Source organism: Streptococcus sp. HMSC36C04 (assembly GCF_001839535.1).
Classification (GTDB): domain Bacteria; phylum Bacillota; class Bacilli; order Lactobacillales; family Streptococcaceae; genus Streptococcus; species Streptococcus hominis.
Map to the genome: position 1 here is coordinate 1 of NZ_KV841562.1, position 15129 is coordinate 15129.

18 protein-coding genes are annotated in these 15129 nt (G+C 38.2%); 6 read left to right on the top strand and 12 right to left on the bottom strand.

Features of this window, described 5'->3' with window-relative positions:
* The first annotated feature begins 128 nt into the window (after window positions 1–128).
* Window positions 129–422, top strand: a complete 294-nt coding sequence (locus HMPREF3249_RS00275; RefSeq protein ID WP_049534191.1) for a DUF3270 domain-containing protein — start codon at window positions 129–131, stop codon at window positions 420–422.
* A gap of 96 nt (window positions 423–518) precedes the next feature.
* Here the strand turns inward: HMPREF3249_RS00275 and HMPREF3249_RS00280 are convergent, their stop codons facing one another.
* The 12 genes from HMPREF3249_RS00280 to HMPREF3249_RS00335 form a co-directional block, all read right to left on the bottom strand.
* A complete protein-coding gene (locus tag HMPREF3249_RS00280; RefSeq protein ID WP_003040175.1) occupies window positions 519–986 on the bottom strand; it encodes a YtxH domain-containing protein in 468 nt (155 codons plus the stop codon).
* 15 nt (window positions 987–1001) lie between these two features.
* On the bottom strand, window positions 1002–1385 hold the full coding sequence (locus HMPREF3249_RS00285; RefSeq protein ID WP_049534187.1) for a DUF948 domain-containing protein: 384 nt from the start codon (window positions 1383–1385) through the stop codon (window positions 1002–1004).
* A gap of 18 nt (window positions 1386–1403) precedes the next feature.
* Window positions 1404–2177 carry a prolipoprotein diacylglyceryl transferase gene (gene lgt, locus HMPREF3249_RS00290; RefSeq protein ID WP_059220616.1) on the bottom strand — a complete coding sequence of 258 codons (774 nt, stop codon included), beginning with the start codon at window positions 2175–2177 and terminating at the stop codon, window positions 1404–1406.
* The gene (gene hprK, locus HMPREF3249_RS00295) at window positions 2170–3102 is read right to left on the bottom strand and encodes an HPr(Ser) kinase/phosphatase (protein WP_049534181.1); all 933 of its coding nucleotides are present in this window, start codon (window positions 3100–3102) and stop codon (window positions 2170–2172) included. Before hprK ends, lgt begins: the two co-directional genes overlap by 8 nt.
* Before the next feature lie 106 nt (window positions 3103–3208).
* Window positions 3209–3730 carry an NUDIX hydrolase gene (locus HMPREF3249_RS00300; RefSeq protein ID WP_059220615.1) on the bottom strand — a complete coding sequence of 174 codons (522 nt, stop codon included), beginning with the start codon at window positions 3728–3730 and terminating at the stop codon, window positions 3209–3211.
* A gap of 49 nt (window positions 3731–3779) precedes the next feature.
* Window positions 3780–4052 (bottom strand): PspC domain-containing protein, encoded by a 273-nt coding sequence (locus HMPREF3249_RS00305; RefSeq protein ID WP_049534177.1) that lies wholly within the window; start codon window positions 4050–4052, stop codon window positions 3780–3782.
* A 104-nt stretch (window positions 4053–4156) separates the two neighbouring features.
* The gene (locus HMPREF3249_RS00310) at window positions 4157–4606 is read right to left on the bottom strand and encodes a SprT family protein (RefSeq protein WP_059220613.1); all 450 of its coding nucleotides are present in this window, start codon (window positions 4604–4606) and stop codon (window positions 4157–4159) included.
* Window positions 4593–6722: a Tex family protein gene (locus HMPREF3249_RS00315; RefSeq protein WP_059220611.1), complete on the bottom strand. Its 2130-nt coding sequence runs from the start codon at window positions 6720–6722 to the stop codon at window positions 4593–4595. The genes HMPREF3249_RS00310 and HMPREF3249_RS00315 overlap by 14 nt, the downstream gene beginning before the upstream one ends.
* Before the next feature lie 199 nt (window positions 6723–6921).
* On the bottom strand, window positions 6922–7827 hold the full coding sequence (locus tag HMPREF3249_RS00320) for a type II restriction endonuclease (protein WP_059220609.1): 906 nt from the start codon (window positions 7825–7827) through the stop codon (window positions 6922–6924).
* Window positions 7817–8428: a hypothetical protein gene (locus HMPREF3249_RS00325; RefSeq protein ID WP_049534167.1), complete on the bottom strand. Its 612-nt coding sequence runs from the start codon at window positions 8426–8428 to the stop codon at window positions 7817–7819. Before HMPREF3249_RS00325 ends, HMPREF3249_RS00320 begins: the two co-directional genes overlap by 11 nt.
* Window positions 8428–9222 (bottom strand): DNA-methyltransferase, encoded by a 795-nt coding sequence (locus HMPREF3249_RS00330; protein WP_049534165.1) that lies wholly within the window; start codon window positions 9220–9222, stop codon window positions 8428–8430. The genes HMPREF3249_RS00325 and HMPREF3249_RS00330 overlap by 1 nt, the downstream gene beginning before the upstream one ends.
* Window positions 9215–10075, bottom strand: coding sequence for a DNA adenine methylase (locus tag HMPREF3249_RS00335; RefSeq protein ID WP_059220606.1), 861 nt, complete (start codon window positions 10073–10075; stop codon window positions 9215–9217). The genes HMPREF3249_RS00330 and HMPREF3249_RS00335 overlap by 8 nt, the downstream gene beginning before the upstream one ends.
* 142 nt (window positions 10076–10217) lie before the next feature.
* On the opposite strand from HMPREF3249_RS00335, the gene HMPREF3249_RS09360 reads away from it, so the two are divergent.
* The 5 genes from HMPREF3249_RS09360 to zwf all read left to right on the top strand — a co-directional run bounded on the left by HMPREF3249_RS09360 (window position 10218) and on the right by zwf (window position 15086).
* Window positions 10218–10358, top strand: a complete 141-nt coding sequence (locus HMPREF3249_RS09360) for an SPJ_0845 family protein (RefSeq protein ID WP_003027644.1) — start codon at window positions 10218–10220, stop codon at window positions 10356–10358.
* On the top strand, window positions 10355–11260 hold the full coding sequence (locus HMPREF3249_RS00340) for a permease (protein ID WP_049534160.1): 906 nt from the start codon (window positions 10355–10357) through the stop codon (window positions 11258–11260). Before HMPREF3249_RS09360 ends, HMPREF3249_RS00340 begins: the two co-directional genes overlap by 4 nt.
* Window positions 11257–12072, top strand: a complete 816-nt coding sequence (locus HMPREF3249_RS00345; protein WP_049534158.1) for a TIGR03943 family putative permease subunit — start codon at window positions 11257–11259, stop codon at window positions 12070–12072. The genes HMPREF3249_RS00340 and HMPREF3249_RS00345 overlap by 4 nt, the downstream gene beginning before the upstream one ends.
* Before the next feature lie 114 nt (window positions 12073–12186).
* The gene (locus HMPREF3249_RS00350) at window positions 12187–13551 is read left to right on the top strand and encodes an MFS transporter (RefSeq protein WP_049534156.1); all 1365 of its coding nucleotides are present in this window, start codon (window positions 12187–12189) and stop codon (window positions 13549–13551) included.
* A gap of 47 nt (window positions 13552–13598) precedes the next feature.
* Complete coding sequence (gene zwf / locus HMPREF3249_RS00355; protein ID WP_059220604.1) at window positions 13599–15086, top strand: glucose-6-phosphate dehydrogenase; 1488 nt, start codon at window positions 13599–13601, stop codon at window positions 15084–15086.
* The last annotated feature ends 43 nt before the right edge of the window (window positions 15087–15129 follow it).

Below are 15129 nucleotides of genomic sequence, written 5' to 3' on the forward strand. Positions count from 1 at the left end.
AATAAATGTTGCACTTATTCTTGCAATTTATCATTTGAAAAGCATTTTTAGCCTTTTTGTAACTGTTATGTAATATTTATCTAATTAAAATCATGATAAAATAAGAGAGTACTGTAAGGAGAGAGAACATGACCGCAAGAAAATATCAGTCCTATCAAGAGGACTACACCTATCCAGAATTAGAACAAGAACAATATCCCCTTTATCAAGATTACATTCCTGAAGCAAAAACGAATCCAAACCTGAAAGAATTACTATTTTTCGTGAATATTGCTACATTTTGTATCTTGACAGCTTTGTTTAGCTTTTTATTCCTGTCTATTAAAATAAACACTTTCTTAGCTTTTGCTTTAGCAATTGGTGTTAGTTTAGTTTGCATTAAAATGCAGCAAGCATTTATTCGTCAGAAAAGAAATAAATAGTTTTGAAATTAAAGCGCCTATTTGCAAGGCACTATTTTTGTCGTGAATTGTTGTGATTCGTTGTGATGTAAAATCGATGTTAAAAAAATTGAGGTGCTAGTCCTCAATTTTTTTGTCTTCATTTTCCGATTCTTGGTTTTCTGTCAAATCAATGACAATATCCTCCGATGTGGTTTCTTTATCAACTGGTTCTTGCTCAGTTTTTTTGAAATCTTCTGGAGAGATACCTTCTGGTGTCATTTTTTCTTTCCATTCTTGTATTTTCTCTTGTGAAAAGTCAACTACTTGTTTCGTTGCTTCTTTCACAGAGTCAAGAACAGTTTCGCCTGTAATTTCTCCGCTTTCAACCTTTTCTTTGGCTTGGTTGACTGCTTCTACAGCTTGGTTAGAGAATTGATTGGCTTTTTGTACTACTTGATCTTTAAAATCATCTGGATTTTCTTTGACGTCATTCATAAAATCAGAAACCTTAGCAGTCACTTCTTTTCCTTTTTTGCTAGTAAGAAATACAGCTACAGCCGCTCCAGAGATTGTTCCTAAAAGGATTGATGAAAATTTACCCATAATAAGCCTTCTTTCTTATTTTTTAAATAGTTTTGTAATCATGCGCAAAGCTGATAAAGCTGCACCAGCTTTGACACTATTTTTTCCTGCTGCAGCGGCTTTTTTACTCAAATGACGAGCAGAATCATTCAAATCCGAAACGGACTCAGATAAATCTGCAACTGCAGTGAAAAGCGGTTCAATGGTTGTCATTTTTCCGTTAATATCATCTGCTAAAACATTCACTTTCGTTAACAATTCATTGGTTTGATAGAGTGTCACATTGACATCTGTCGTCAACACCTGAATTGTTTTTTCTGTTTCGTCAACGACATTTGAGATTTTCCTAACCAAAAAAATCGTATAAACAATCAAGGCAACCAAAGCGAGGGCAACTAAACTATAAGCAATCTCAAGCATTTTTCTTCTCCTAACTTTTTAATAATAAGGGGTATCTTTTTTTCTGCGTTGGTAAATGACGAGAATGATTCCGGCAACCACTAGAACAGCAGACAACCATTGTGACACACGCAAGCCAGCAAACATGAGACTGTCTGTCCGCATCCCTTCAATGACCATGCGCCCCATTCCGTACCAAATCAGATAAAACCCTGTAATTTCACCACGTTTGAGGAAGTTTTCCTTTCTTCGTACAATCATCACCAGAGCAAATCCAAGCAAATTCCAAACCGACTCATAAAGGAAAGTTGGTTGTCGATAATGACCATCAATGTACATTTGATTGCGAATAAAACTTGGTAAGTAATTTAAACTTTTAACGACCGCTCCGTAAGCCTCTTGGTTGAAGAAATTTCCCCAGCGTCCAAGACTTTGGGCAATCATTACACTCGGAACCGCAATATCTAAAAAGTCTAGCGTATTGATAAGCTTTCTCTGTGAGAAAAAATACAAGACAATCGCTCCGGTGATTAAACCGCCATAGATAGCAATTCCTCCGTGCCAAATGGCAAAAATCTCACTAGGATTTTTAGCATAATAGCCCCAATCAAAAATAACATAATAAATGCGAGCTCCAACGATTGCCAAAGGAAACGCAATGAGGATAAAATCAAGAATATCATCTGGAATGATTTTCTTCCGCGGCGCTTCACGCATAGCCAGATAAACAGCTAAAACTAAACCTGTTACAATACAAATCGCATACCAGCGAATACTAAGAGGCCCTATCTTAAATGCAATTGGATCAATCATGAGACACCTCATTTTCACTAATGAGATTGGTCAAGCGTTCCTCAAAAGTCTTCGTGGCATCAAAGCCCATTTCTTTTGCACGGTAATTCATTGCTGCTGCTTCAATCACTACCGAAATATTGCGGCCCGTTTTCACAGGAATACGGATTCTTGGAATGGAAACACCTGATACTTCAAACTCTTCACCATTATTTCCTAAACGGTCAAATGTTTTATTGACATCATAATTTTCCAAATAAACGGCAATCTGCACTTGTGATGAATCTTTGACAGCACTAGCTCCATAAAGACTCATGACATCGATAATTCCGACACCGCGAATCTCAAGCAAATGGCGCAAAATTTCAGCTGGCTCGCCCCAAAGAGTCATTTCATCTTTTGCATAGATATCCACGCGGTCATCTGCAACCAAACGATGTCCTCTCTTCACCAGCTCCAATCCAGTCTCGCTTTTTCCGATTCCACTATCTCCTTGAATCAAGACACCCATCCCGTAAATGTCCATTAAAACCCCATGAATACTGGTTCGCTCAGCCAAACGCGAATCCAAATAACTTGAAATCTCACCGGATAAACGACTAGTTGGTGTGTGACTGCTGAGAACAACAATTTCATTTTCCTTTGCAGCCTTTAACATCTCATCGGGAATTTTCAAATCACGCGCCACAATCATAACAGTGTCTCGTTCAAACATTTTCCGTAAAACCTGATAGCGATTATGGGACGTCATCTTCATCAAGTAAGACCATTCTTTCATGCCCATTAGCTGGATACGCTCTGGGGTGTAATAGTCAAAATAACCTGTCATTTCAAGTCCTGGGCGGGAAATATCAGAGGTCGTAATTTCTCTTTCCAACATTTTCTCGTCGCCATAAACCACATTTAACCTGACTTTTTTTAATAGATCTTTGATCTTTACAGTCATATTCTTCCCCTTTGATAGTTTCTTTTTCTATTATAGCAAATTTTCAGATTAAAGGAGAGTTTCATCCTTGTTTTTAAAGAAAATGGATAAACATACATAGCATTTACTACTTCTCTGACTGGAGCATTCTTTCTACAATTTGTTTTTGATCTTGAAATAAAGGATAACGGTTCACAAAATATCGTAATTCACTAGGTTTCAGCCAGATGTGACTATCCGTTTCACCCTCTTGATATTTCACGTCTTTCTCTGTGACAATTGCCTCATAAAAATCAAAATGACAGTGTTCTTTAGGTGAAGTCGTCTGCTCAATTAGTTGTATTTCTCTAGGAATCAGCCCAGTTTCTTCCTGCAATTCACGATAAGCTGCGGTCATGCTATCTTCACCAGCCAACACACTTCCTCCTGCACCAAACTCATAATAATTAGGATGAATTTCTTTTTTTGGACTGCGGTGCATCAGGAGAAATTCCCCATCTATATGACGAACAAAGACATTGACACAAAGGTGATACTGACCTTCCGCAATTGGTTCTCCTCTCTTTAGAAACTTTCCTTGTCGCTCTCTTTGCTCATTATAAGCATCCCAATATTCCATCTCTTCTCCTTCAAAAATAAGAGAGTCCATTTCCTGAACCCCTTTTTACATATATAAACAAAGTCTCGTTCTATTATAGTCACCAAAACCAGCCGTCTTCTTCTTTGATTGCTTCTGCTTCTTTACGCTTACGAGGTCCTGTCCCATACATTTCTTCTTCTACATCTTCCTTGTAAGGCATCACAGATGATAAGATGATGTAGATGATAATCCCTAAACCCAAATTAGAAATGGTAAATAAAACGAATAAAAAGCGAACAAGCCCTACATCTAGACCAAATTTATCAGATAAACCTGCTAACACTCCCGATACAGCTCTATTTCGACGTAATTTATAAAATGTTGTTTTCATAATCAGTAAGCCTCTTTCATTGATACTGAATCTAGTGTAGCACATTTCATTCATCATGCCATCCGTCCTTAGGCGGATTTCTGATTGTTTCTCCAAAATAGTCATTAAGACTGCAACTGTCTGACAAAAATGAGTTTCCCTTGGCAGCGTCCGCAGCAATACCGCTCAGTATTGATTCGTCTTTTTCTATGATATTGTGCACGACAATGCAGGCATTGATAAACAAGCGTTTTTGAAGTTGATTGGCTTGATAAAGTAGGGGCATAGCGCAAACCATCCACGGCTTTCAATAATTGCTTGAAATCTCGATCCTTATGTCGATAGCCCTTCTTTTCAAAGTAAAGATGATAGTGACACAACTCGTGCCGCACAATTTTTCGGAAGGTTTCTAAACCAAACTGTTCATAGATTCTAGGATTAAAATCAAGATGCCCATCCTTTGGAAAAAAGCGTCCACCTGTTGAGCGAAGGCGCTTATTCCAAGAAGCCGTATGTCGAAATTCTTTGTCAAAATCTTCCAAAGAGACTTGTCTGACATAGTTAGTTAGATTCACGCGGTGCCACCAAGGAAAGATTGACCTTTTCTCTTTCTATATCCAATTTGTCTACCCACACGGTTACCAAGTCACCGACAGAAACTACTTGACTCGGATGTTTGACATAGCTGTTACTGAGCTTAGAAATATGAATCAAGCCGTCCTCATGAATGCCAATATCCACAAAAGCACCAAAATCAACGACATTGCGAACAACGCCTTCTAACTTTTGCCCAATTTGTAAGTCCTTTATATCAAGGACATCTTGACGCAGAACCGGTGCATCAAATGAATCACGCATATCACGACCTGGCTTGAGCAAGTCTGCAATGATATCCTTAAGAGTAGCTTCTCCCAAGTCCAAATCTGCAGCAACTTTTTTGACATCTAAAGACTGCAATTTTTCCTGAGCGGCTTGATCCAAGTCCGTAATTGCAAGCATTTGGAACAATTTCTCAACAGCTGGATAACTCTCTGGGTGAACACCTGTATTATCCAAAACATTATCACTTTCGGGAATCCGTAGGAACCCTGCCGCCTGTTCAAATGCTTTAGCACCCAGACGAGGAACTTTTTTAATGGCATCGCGCGAGCGAATCATGCCTTCTTCTTCACGATATTTGACAATATTTTCAGAAATAGTTTTGTTTAACCCTGCCACATGCGATAGAAGAGATGGACTTGCGGTATTGATATTAACGCCGACTTGGTTAACAACGGTATCTACGACAAAATCCAAGCTTTCAGATAATTTCTTCTGGCTAACATCATGCTGGTATTGACCGACACCGATTGATTTTGGGTCAATTTTGACTAGCTCTGCAAGGGGGTCTTGCAGTCGACGTGCGATAGAGATAGCCGAACGTTTTTCGACCGTCAAGTCTGGAAATTCGTGTCGCGCCAACTCGCTAGCAGAATAAACAGATGCGCCACTTTCATTGACAATAACATAGCTGACGTTTGGATGAGTTTTCAATACTTCAGCAACAAATGCTTCACTTTCACGACTAGCTGTTCCATTCCCAATAGCAATGATTTCAACACCAAATTGGTCAATCAAGTCTGACAAATCTTGCTTAGAAGCTTCAATTTGCGCTGCTTTTGCCGGTGGAACAGGATAGATAACCTGAGTTGTCAGCATTTTTCCAGTTGCATCTACGACTGCTAATTTTGCTCCTGTCCGGAAAGCTGGGTCAAATCCTAGTACCACGCGTCCTTTGAGTGGTGCAATCAAGAGCAGATTTCGCAGATTATCTGAAAAGAGCTGAATGGCTCCGTCTTCTGCAGTCTCGGTCAATTCTGCCCTAATCCGACGTTCCATAGCTGGAATGATTTTCTTTTTCACAGCTTGCTGGATTGCTTCATGAATGTAGTCATTCTTGAGCTTAAAGCGCACTTCAAAAAATCGGATAATTTTATCTACATTGTGCTCAAAGCCAACTTTGAGAATGCCTAACTTTTCACCACGATTCAGCGCTAAGGTGCGATACCCCTGCATATCCGCGATTTTTTCGGAAAAGTCATAATAGATTTGGAATACTTGCTTTTCGTCCAAATCGGCGTCTTTCAAAGTTGAAATAATGCTTGAATTTGTCAGCATTTCATGATAGGTCCAAGCACGCAGCTGCACATCTTCTGAAATGGCTTCCACTAAAATATCTACAGCTCCAGCTAGAGCTGCTTCTGCCGTCGGAAATGTTTCGTTAGTTAAGGCAGTTGCTTCCTCTTGAAGAGTGGCAGCATTTTGTAATATGAGTCGTGCCAAAGGAAAAAGTCCTGCTTCACGTGCAATCGTGGCTTTTGTCCGACGCTTTTCTTTATAAGGAAGATAGAGTTCCTCCACATCAGCTAATTTTTCAGCTGCTTCAATAGCTGCACGTAGTTTTTCCGTCAGTTTTCCTTGCTCTTCAATCTTCGCGAGCACCGTTGCCTTGCGCTCTCTGAGGTTCGTCAGACTTTTATCCAAATCAAGAATAGCCTTAATCTCTACCTCATCCAAATTCCCTGTCATTTCTTTCCGATAACGAGCGATAAATGGGATTGTGTTGCCTTCTGCTGTCAGTTCCAATACTTTTTCAATTTGCTTCTGACTAATCTTTAAACTTTGCGATAGTTCGATAATATTTGTTTCCATAAAGAATATTATACCATACCTTATCCAGCAGTCCAAATACAATTGTCTCTCTGGCTACTTTCTTCTTTCGCCATTATTTTATTCATTTGATGAATTGCAAGAATAAGTGCAATTTATCATTCTAAATAGTAAAAGAGTCCTCAAGCAGGACTCTAAAAACACTGATAAAGATGAATTATTCCTCAGATTATGTACTCAATCATTGTAACAACTCAGTTAAATACCCTCGCTTCATCATCTCTAGATTAAATACATTTGGAATATGAGCAAAAGCTTCCGCAAGAGGTAAGTGTGCCGTTTTCCAGCCCTGTCCATCTGTTACCCAGACAAAGTTCACATTATCTGTTGAACTTTCAACAAACTGGCTTAGTTCTGTGAATTCTCCTGCAACAGCTTTCAACTTACTACCACCTCCACCATAATAGTTCGTTTCTATTAACCACAACTTTCTATTTTGGGGAGAAAAAACGGCTACATCAAAACGTCTCTCGGATTTATCAACTGGAACAGTAATTCCCCAATTTTCCCTAATATAAGCCGCTGTCGCCTGAGCTTTAAACTCCAAACCATATTTTAAACAGACTTTCTCTACACTACGCTCCAAAATGCCTTCCATAGTTGTTCCGCTCCGATTTTTTCGAGCGTTACTGTCTAAACCAGCTTCAACACCATATACATAATCCACCAGTGAGCGATTAGCTTCATATTGTAGAAAATCAAGCAGGCCAGACTGATCAACAAACTCCACATAATCTTCTATTTTCTCTGTTTCAATTTTTTTAAAATTAAGCTGATGGAAGGACATATTGTCTTCTTCATCCAGACTCAAAACATCTAAAATTTTGTCTCTACTAGCAATCAGACTAGGAATTGCCCTCAACAAATCAGGTTGTTTTCTGAACAAATCAAGAGCTGTTTGGTAGATATCATCTTTTCCAATCAGATAATTAAGTGTATGCAGTTCCAACTCAAATTTCTTCGTCTCTCTTTCTACTTTCTCCCAGTTAACATAGTATTTTGGTGTACGGTTGGTGACAGAGAGGGTGGAGAGAAAATGGCCCAATCTTTCGTCAGAGTTCAATTGTAAATAAGATTCAAGATTCATTTTTTTCCTCCTCAGGAATTGGTAACCCTAGTGCATCTAACGGAATATAATTAAAGTAATAACCGCAGCCAACATCAATAATATAATTTAGTGTATCTTGATAGCTAGGCTTATCAAACCATTTTTTATCTAGCAAATAGTAATACTTGACTTCTTTATTAAGTGGGGCAAATAATTTTCTATACTGCTTTAACTTAAAATCACAAGTTTGTAATTTTTCATCTACACTACCTGTAGTACTTTGAGTTTTTTTCTCAATAATAAAAACAGTATTATTGTTAATTACAAATATTGAATCATCTGGTAAAAGTTTTTTTGAAATAACTTTATTATAATCAAACTCTAGCTCATCAAAATATCGATACAAGCCATATTTCTGAAATATCTCACCAACTTCTTCTGAGTTGAAAAAAACTTTCCATCTAGCCTGCTTTTGTCGAAGTTTATTCCTAATTACACCATTTTTTAGGTATCTAATATCGTAGTCATTGGGTTCAACAATATATCCTTGTTGTTTAGCAATAAAAGTAGGTAAATCCGTTTTTAGCTCAAAAGCAAGACCCGTCCTTGTATTTGCTCCACCGACACCATCTTTCTTCATCACTCGGCCTCCAATCTTCTTTTTGCTATTTCTAAATAATCTTGTTCTGCATCAATACCAATGAACCGTCTGCCTAGTCTTTTAGCCACAACCCCTGTAGTCCCGCTTCCAACAAAAGGATCCAAAATGTAATCACCTTCTCTTGTACTAGCTAAAATGATTCGCTCCAATAAATACTCCGGTTTTTGAGTCGGATGTTTACCAGCCCATTTTTCAGCTTTTTTTGTCAATGAGCCTGTCCAAACATCTTTCATTTGTTTTCCACTGTTGATTTCCTTCATCAAATCATAATTGTAATAATGTTTGACTTTTTTATCATCTTTCCTAGCCCAAAGAATGGTTTCAGTAGAATGTGTGAAATAACGACAAGATAAATTAGGAGCGGGATTGGTTTTCTGCCAAGTGATATTATTTAGAATCTTGAACCCCTCTTGCTCCAAAGCCATTCCGACCGAATAGATATTATGAAAACTACCCGAAATCCAAATAGTTCCATTAGGTTTAAGTACTTGTTTAGCTAACCTTATCCATCTGCGGTTAAAATCGTGTTTTTCTTCTAAACCTGATACCTTATCCCACTCCCCCTTATTTACAGAAACAACATTTCCACCTGAATTGGAAAAACCACCATTGCTTAAGAAGTAAGGTGGATCCGCAAAAATCATATCCATGCTTTCTGGCTTCATTTTTGATAAAAAGTCAAAGGTATTTGCATGAACCAGAATAGCCCTATCCTTATTATAGTATGGTTTTGTCATTAAAACACCTCCATACTTATATTCGTAATTATTCATAATTTGTTACTATTATTTCTGAAATTTTTCCTCGGCTTGATTTTTTAGCACCATTCGTTCGTTGGGCTTCGACAAAGTAGATATTAAAATCCTTGTATAATTCCTCAGCTAAGGGACTAGAAGAGTTTGAGAGCATGGCATAGACCCCTCTATCAGTTAATTCCTTAAAGGTATCCCTCAAGCGAACTTGTTCTTTATAAGAAAAACCTTCATGAGTATAAGAAGTAAATGAACTCGTTTCATTTAAAGGAATGTAAGGCGGATCAAAATAGACAAAATCTTCTGCTTGGGCTCCTGCAACTGCATCAGCAAAGTCTGTTTGTAGAATTTCCACATCGTTTTCATTCAAATAACCACTAATCTGATGAATTAAATCTACATCTACTATTTTAGGATTTTTGTAACGACCATAAGGAACGTTAAATTGATTTTTAGAATTAACTCGATAAAGACCATTAAAGTCAACTCGAAGCATGTAGAGAACCCGAGCTGCACGCTCAACATCGGTCATCTCATCAATACGACCATCCCGATCAACAGAACGAAGTTCTAAATAGTATTCTTTGCTATTATTTGTTTTGTGTTCCAGAAGCAAATCAATCAAGTCAGCTGGCTTCTCCTTTATTTGTCGATAAACATTCATCAACTCCTCGTTAAAATCATTGATAACAGCTCGTTCAGGAGCTAAGTCAAAAAATAAAGCACCTCCGCCTACAAAAGGCTCAAAATAACACTTATACTTCTCAGGCATATAGCTCCTCAATACACTTAAAAGTTGCCGCTTTCCGCCCGTCCATTTGGTAAATGGTTGAAGATTATAGTATTTTAATTTTATATTATTATCTGGAGACATGATCCTTCCTTTGCACATATAGTCTATTTATTAGACCACATTCATCTCCTTCTTTCACAAGCTAATCTTTATTCTGCTGACTTTATTTCACCATAATTTTCAAAATGATAGTATAATAGTTAAAAAGGAAAAGGAGGCTGTTATGGCTATTAAATTTACACGTTCAGATGATTTGGACAAAATGTTTGAAGAATTTGCAACGTTACCTAAAATCGAAAAAGTAGAATTTCCTGATGAAAAAGAAAAAAAGACCAAGAAAGAGCAAAAGGCTAAAAAGTCATGAGCTTTTTTAATCAACTGCCACCTAGTGTGCTACAAGCTGGTGCGATTTTCCTCTCCATTATTATCGAAGCACTACCTTTTGTGCTGATTGGGAGCATTATTTCAGGTTTTATAGAGGTTTATATCACACCAGACAAAGTTTATCGCTATCTGCCTAAAAATAAATGGGGTAGGATTTTCTTTGGTACTTTTATTGGCTTTATTTTCCCTTCTTGCGAATGTGGAATTGTGCCTATTATCAATCGTTTTTTGGAAAAGAAAGTACCAAGTTACACAGCTGTTCCTTTTATGGTGACAGCACCTGTTATCAATCCTATTGTTCTTTTTGCGACCTATTCTGCCTTTGGGAATTCCTTTAAAATGGCTTTGCTCAGAGCCCTTGGCTCTATTGTTGTGGCAATCATCTTAGGAATTTTCTTTGGCTTTCTCAATACTGCAACTATTCAAAAAGAAAATCGAGTTATTCGGCATGAGCATGACTTTTCTCATTTGAATCAAGCGCAGAAAGTATTTCAAGTGTTTGTGCAATCTATTGACGAATTTTTTGATACAGGTCGTTACTTAGTCTTTGGTTGTCTCTTTGCCAGTCTAGTGCAAGTCTACGTACCTACACGCATTCTGACTTCCATTAGTGCAACGCCACTTATGGCTATTTTGCTATTGATGCTGCTTGCATTTCTTCTCTCACTTTGCAGTGAAGCAGACGCCTTTATCGGCAGTTCGCTCATTTCTAGTTTTGGCTTAGCGCCAGTTCTCGCTTTCCTCGTCATTGGACCAATGCTAGATGTGAAAAATATTCTCATGATGAAAAATTACCTCAAAGGACGATTCATCTGGCAATTCATTGGAATTGTTAGTTTAGTTGTTGTCATTTACTCTTGGCTTGTGGGGGTGGTGCTATGATTCGTTTTCTAATTTTAGCTGGTTACTTTGAAATCACCATGTATTTGCAACTTTCCGGCAAGCTCAATCAATACATCAATATGCATTTTTCTTATTTGGCATATATTTCAATGATTCTTTCTTTCGTGCTAGCCATTGTCCAGCTCATTGTCTGGATGAAAAAAATGAAAGTGCACAGCCATTTGACGAGTCGTTCTGCAAAATTTGCTAGTATTGCTTTTCTTGTTGTACCACTTGTCGTTGCTCTCTTCTTTCCAACGGTCAATTTGGACTCTACAACCGTTTCTGCTAAGGGCTACCATTTCCCGCTGGCTGACGGTAGTTCTAAGAACATTCAGGCTGATGAGGGCACTACCAATCAGTACCTAAAACCTGATACCAGTACCTATTTTACTAAAAGTGCTTACGAGAAAGAAATGCGGGCAGCTGCAAAAAAATATCTGAAAAAAGACGTCATTTCCGTTACGACTGAAAATTATATGGAAATCATGGAAGTCCTCTATGATTATCCAGATGAATTTGCGGGAAAACGGCTAGAATTTACTGGCTTTGTCTACAACGACCCAAGCGATAAAAACAGCCAGTTTCTTTTCCGCTTTGGTATTATTCATTGTATTGCCGATTCGGGAGTTTATGGACTTCTGACAACTGGTAATACGGAGCATTTTGAAAATAATACCTGGATAAGAGCAAGCGGAAAAATTACGATTCGCTATCATAAGCAACTAGGACAAAGCTTGCCAACGCTTGAAGTGGATAGTTTCAAGAAAGTTGAAAAACCTAGCAATCCTTATGTCTATCGTGTCTTTTAAACTACATTAAATAACCCAAAGAAGACCTGAGAACTATTTCTCTAGGTCTCCTATTATGCTCTTTTGTGAGCAATTATGATAAAATAAGAGAAATTTGTATTTTTAGGAGGTACTATGTCACATCAAAATCAACCCGTTTCAAGGAAAACCTTGCTATCTATTTTCGCCACTGCTCTAATTACTTTTGCTGGAATTCTGTCTGAAACCAGTATGAATGTCACTTTTCCGCATCTTATGAAAGTTTTTCATACAGACCTTGGCACATTGCAATGGATTACGACAGGTTATCTGCTGGCTGTCGCCATCACAATTACACTCGGAGCTACGCTAGCACACAACTGGTCTGAACGGAGAATTCTCTTCACCAGCCTAGCTATTTTTACGTTAGGAAATGGTGTTGCAATGCTTGCGCCTAATTTTGCCTTACTCATGTTAGGACGCATTTTGCAAGGTTCAGCAACTGGAATTGCTACCCCCCTTATGTTTAATCTTATCGTAGAACGCATTCCGCGTAGCCAAATTGGTTTTTACATGGGATTGTCTGGACTTGTTATAAGCCTAGCTCCTGCGATTGGTCCCACCTATGGCGGCTTGATGATTGGTTCATTCGATTGGCACATGATTTACACATTCATCATGCCGGTTCCAATTATCTCCTTCATTTTAGGATTTTTCTTTTTAGAAAATACCCCCAATAGAAAGGAACGTCCCTTTGAATGGGTTTCTTTCTTGCTCCTTGCACTCGCACTTACTTTTTCTATTATGGCGATTTCTAGTTTAGAAGCAGGCAGCTTTAATTGGAGCTTTGTCATCATCTTTTTATTATCACTTATCCTTTTCATTTGGAGAAGTCTAACCGTTGAACATCCTTTTTTAGATATTCGTATTTTGAAAAATCCAGTTATTTTACTAGGGATTATTCCTTTCTTTCTCTACCAATTTTCAAATTTATCAGCCAATTTTCTGATTCCTAATTTCTTGGTTTTAGTGAAACACGAGGCTACTTCTGCTGCTGGCTTTGCACTGCTACCTGGAACAATGTTAGGAGCTTTTTCGGCACCTTTCTTGGGAAAATTATATGACACCAAGGGACCCAAATTTTCTCTATATGGTGGGAATCTCCTCTTTTTCTTAGCCGTTTCCGTTTTTGCATTCTTTACAAAAGCCTTAACATTACCGCTCATCATCCTTTTTTATATTTTCTTTACGATTGGGCGCAATCTGGCTTTCAACAACACGATGGCCTTATCTGTTTCACAAATTAGTCGGGAAAAGTCACCAGACGCCACTGCTCTCTTTCAAATGGCTCAAACATTTGCTGGAGCTTTAGGAACGGCGATTGCTGCTATCATGGTCAATCAAGCTCCTGATACTACAACAGGTGTACATCTTGTCTTTCTACTTTTATTCTTCCTTGTTATCCTTATTTTTTATCTCTTTTACTCTTTATTTCGAGTTATCAAAAATCAGAAATTTTAATCAATTTATGGTAAAATAAATAAAATATTAGAAAATGGGTGTTCAAAATGTCTTCAAAAGTGATTATTACAATTTTTGGTGCCAGTGGAGATTTGGCAAAAAGAAAACTCTATCCCTCTCTTTTTAGATTGTATAAATCTGGCAATCTGTCTAAGCATTTTGCCGTTATCGGCACAGCTCGCAGACCTTGGAGCAAGGAATATTTTGAATCTGTCGTGGTCGAGTCTATCACAGACCTCGCAGATAGCCCTGAGCAAGCGCAAGAATTTGCTAGCCATTTCTATTATCAAAGTCACGACGTCCAAGATACTGAGCATTATATTGAATTAAGGAAACTACAAAACAGCCTTGACGAGCAATATCAAGCAGAACATAACAAACTTTTCTTCCTGTCCATGGCTCCTCAGTTTTTCGGAACCATTGCTAAACACCTCAAATCCGAGCAAATTGTAGACGGGAAAGGATTTGAACGCTTAATTGTAGAAAAACCGTTTGGCACAGACCTTGCCTCTGCTAGCAAACTGAACGACGATTTGTTGGCAACATTTGACGAAGAGCAGATTTTCCGGATTGACCATTATCTCGGCAAAGAAATGATTCAAAGTATTTTTGCCATTCGCTTTGCCAATCTTCTTTTTGAAAATGTCTGGAATCGTGATTATATTGACAATGTACAGATCACTTTTGCTGAAAAGTTAGGTGTGGAGGAACGTGGTGGTTATTACGACCATTCAGGTGCACTGCGCGATATGGTGCAAAATCACACACTTCAACTCCTGTCTTTGCTTGCTATGGATAAACCCAAAACTTTCACCAAAGATGATATTCGGGCTGAAAAAATTAAGGTTTTTAAGCACTTGCATAAACCTACTGATAATGATCTGAAAAAACTCTTCATTCGTGGTCAATATACTTCTGGTAAAGTAGACGGGAAAAAGTATATTTCCTATCGCAGCGAACCAAATGTTGACCCAGAATCTACTACAGAAACTTTTGCTTCTGGTGCATTTTTTGTAGATAGTGAGCGTTTCCGTGGTGTTCCATTTTTCTTTCGTACTGGAAAGCGTCTTACTGCTAAAGGAACTCATGTCAACATTGTTTTTAAGCAAGTGGAATCCATTTTTGGCTCCTCGCTCCAACCAAATGTGTTGACCATCTACATTCAGCCAACTGAAGGTTTTTCTCTTAGCATGAACGGCAAAGAAGTGGGCGAGCAATTTAACTTAGCTCCATTGACACTTGATTATCGTACAGATGCAACAGCTTCTGGTGCGTCACCAGAGCCCTATGAAAAGCTCATCTACGATGTGCTAAACAATGACTCAACCAATTTTAGCCACTGGGACGAAGTTCGCTCTAGTTGGGAATTGATTGACCGTATTGAAACCTTGTGGGCAAATAACGAAGTTCCCCTTCATCATTACAAATCAGGTACTATGGGACCCGAAGCCAGCTTTGAGCTCCTTAACCAATTTGAAGCTGATTGGAATTGGCGTCCAGACGAAGCCTATCGCAAAGAAGGACGATTGGGGTAAAGTAAATATATGATAAATTGCAAGAATAAGTGCAACATTTATT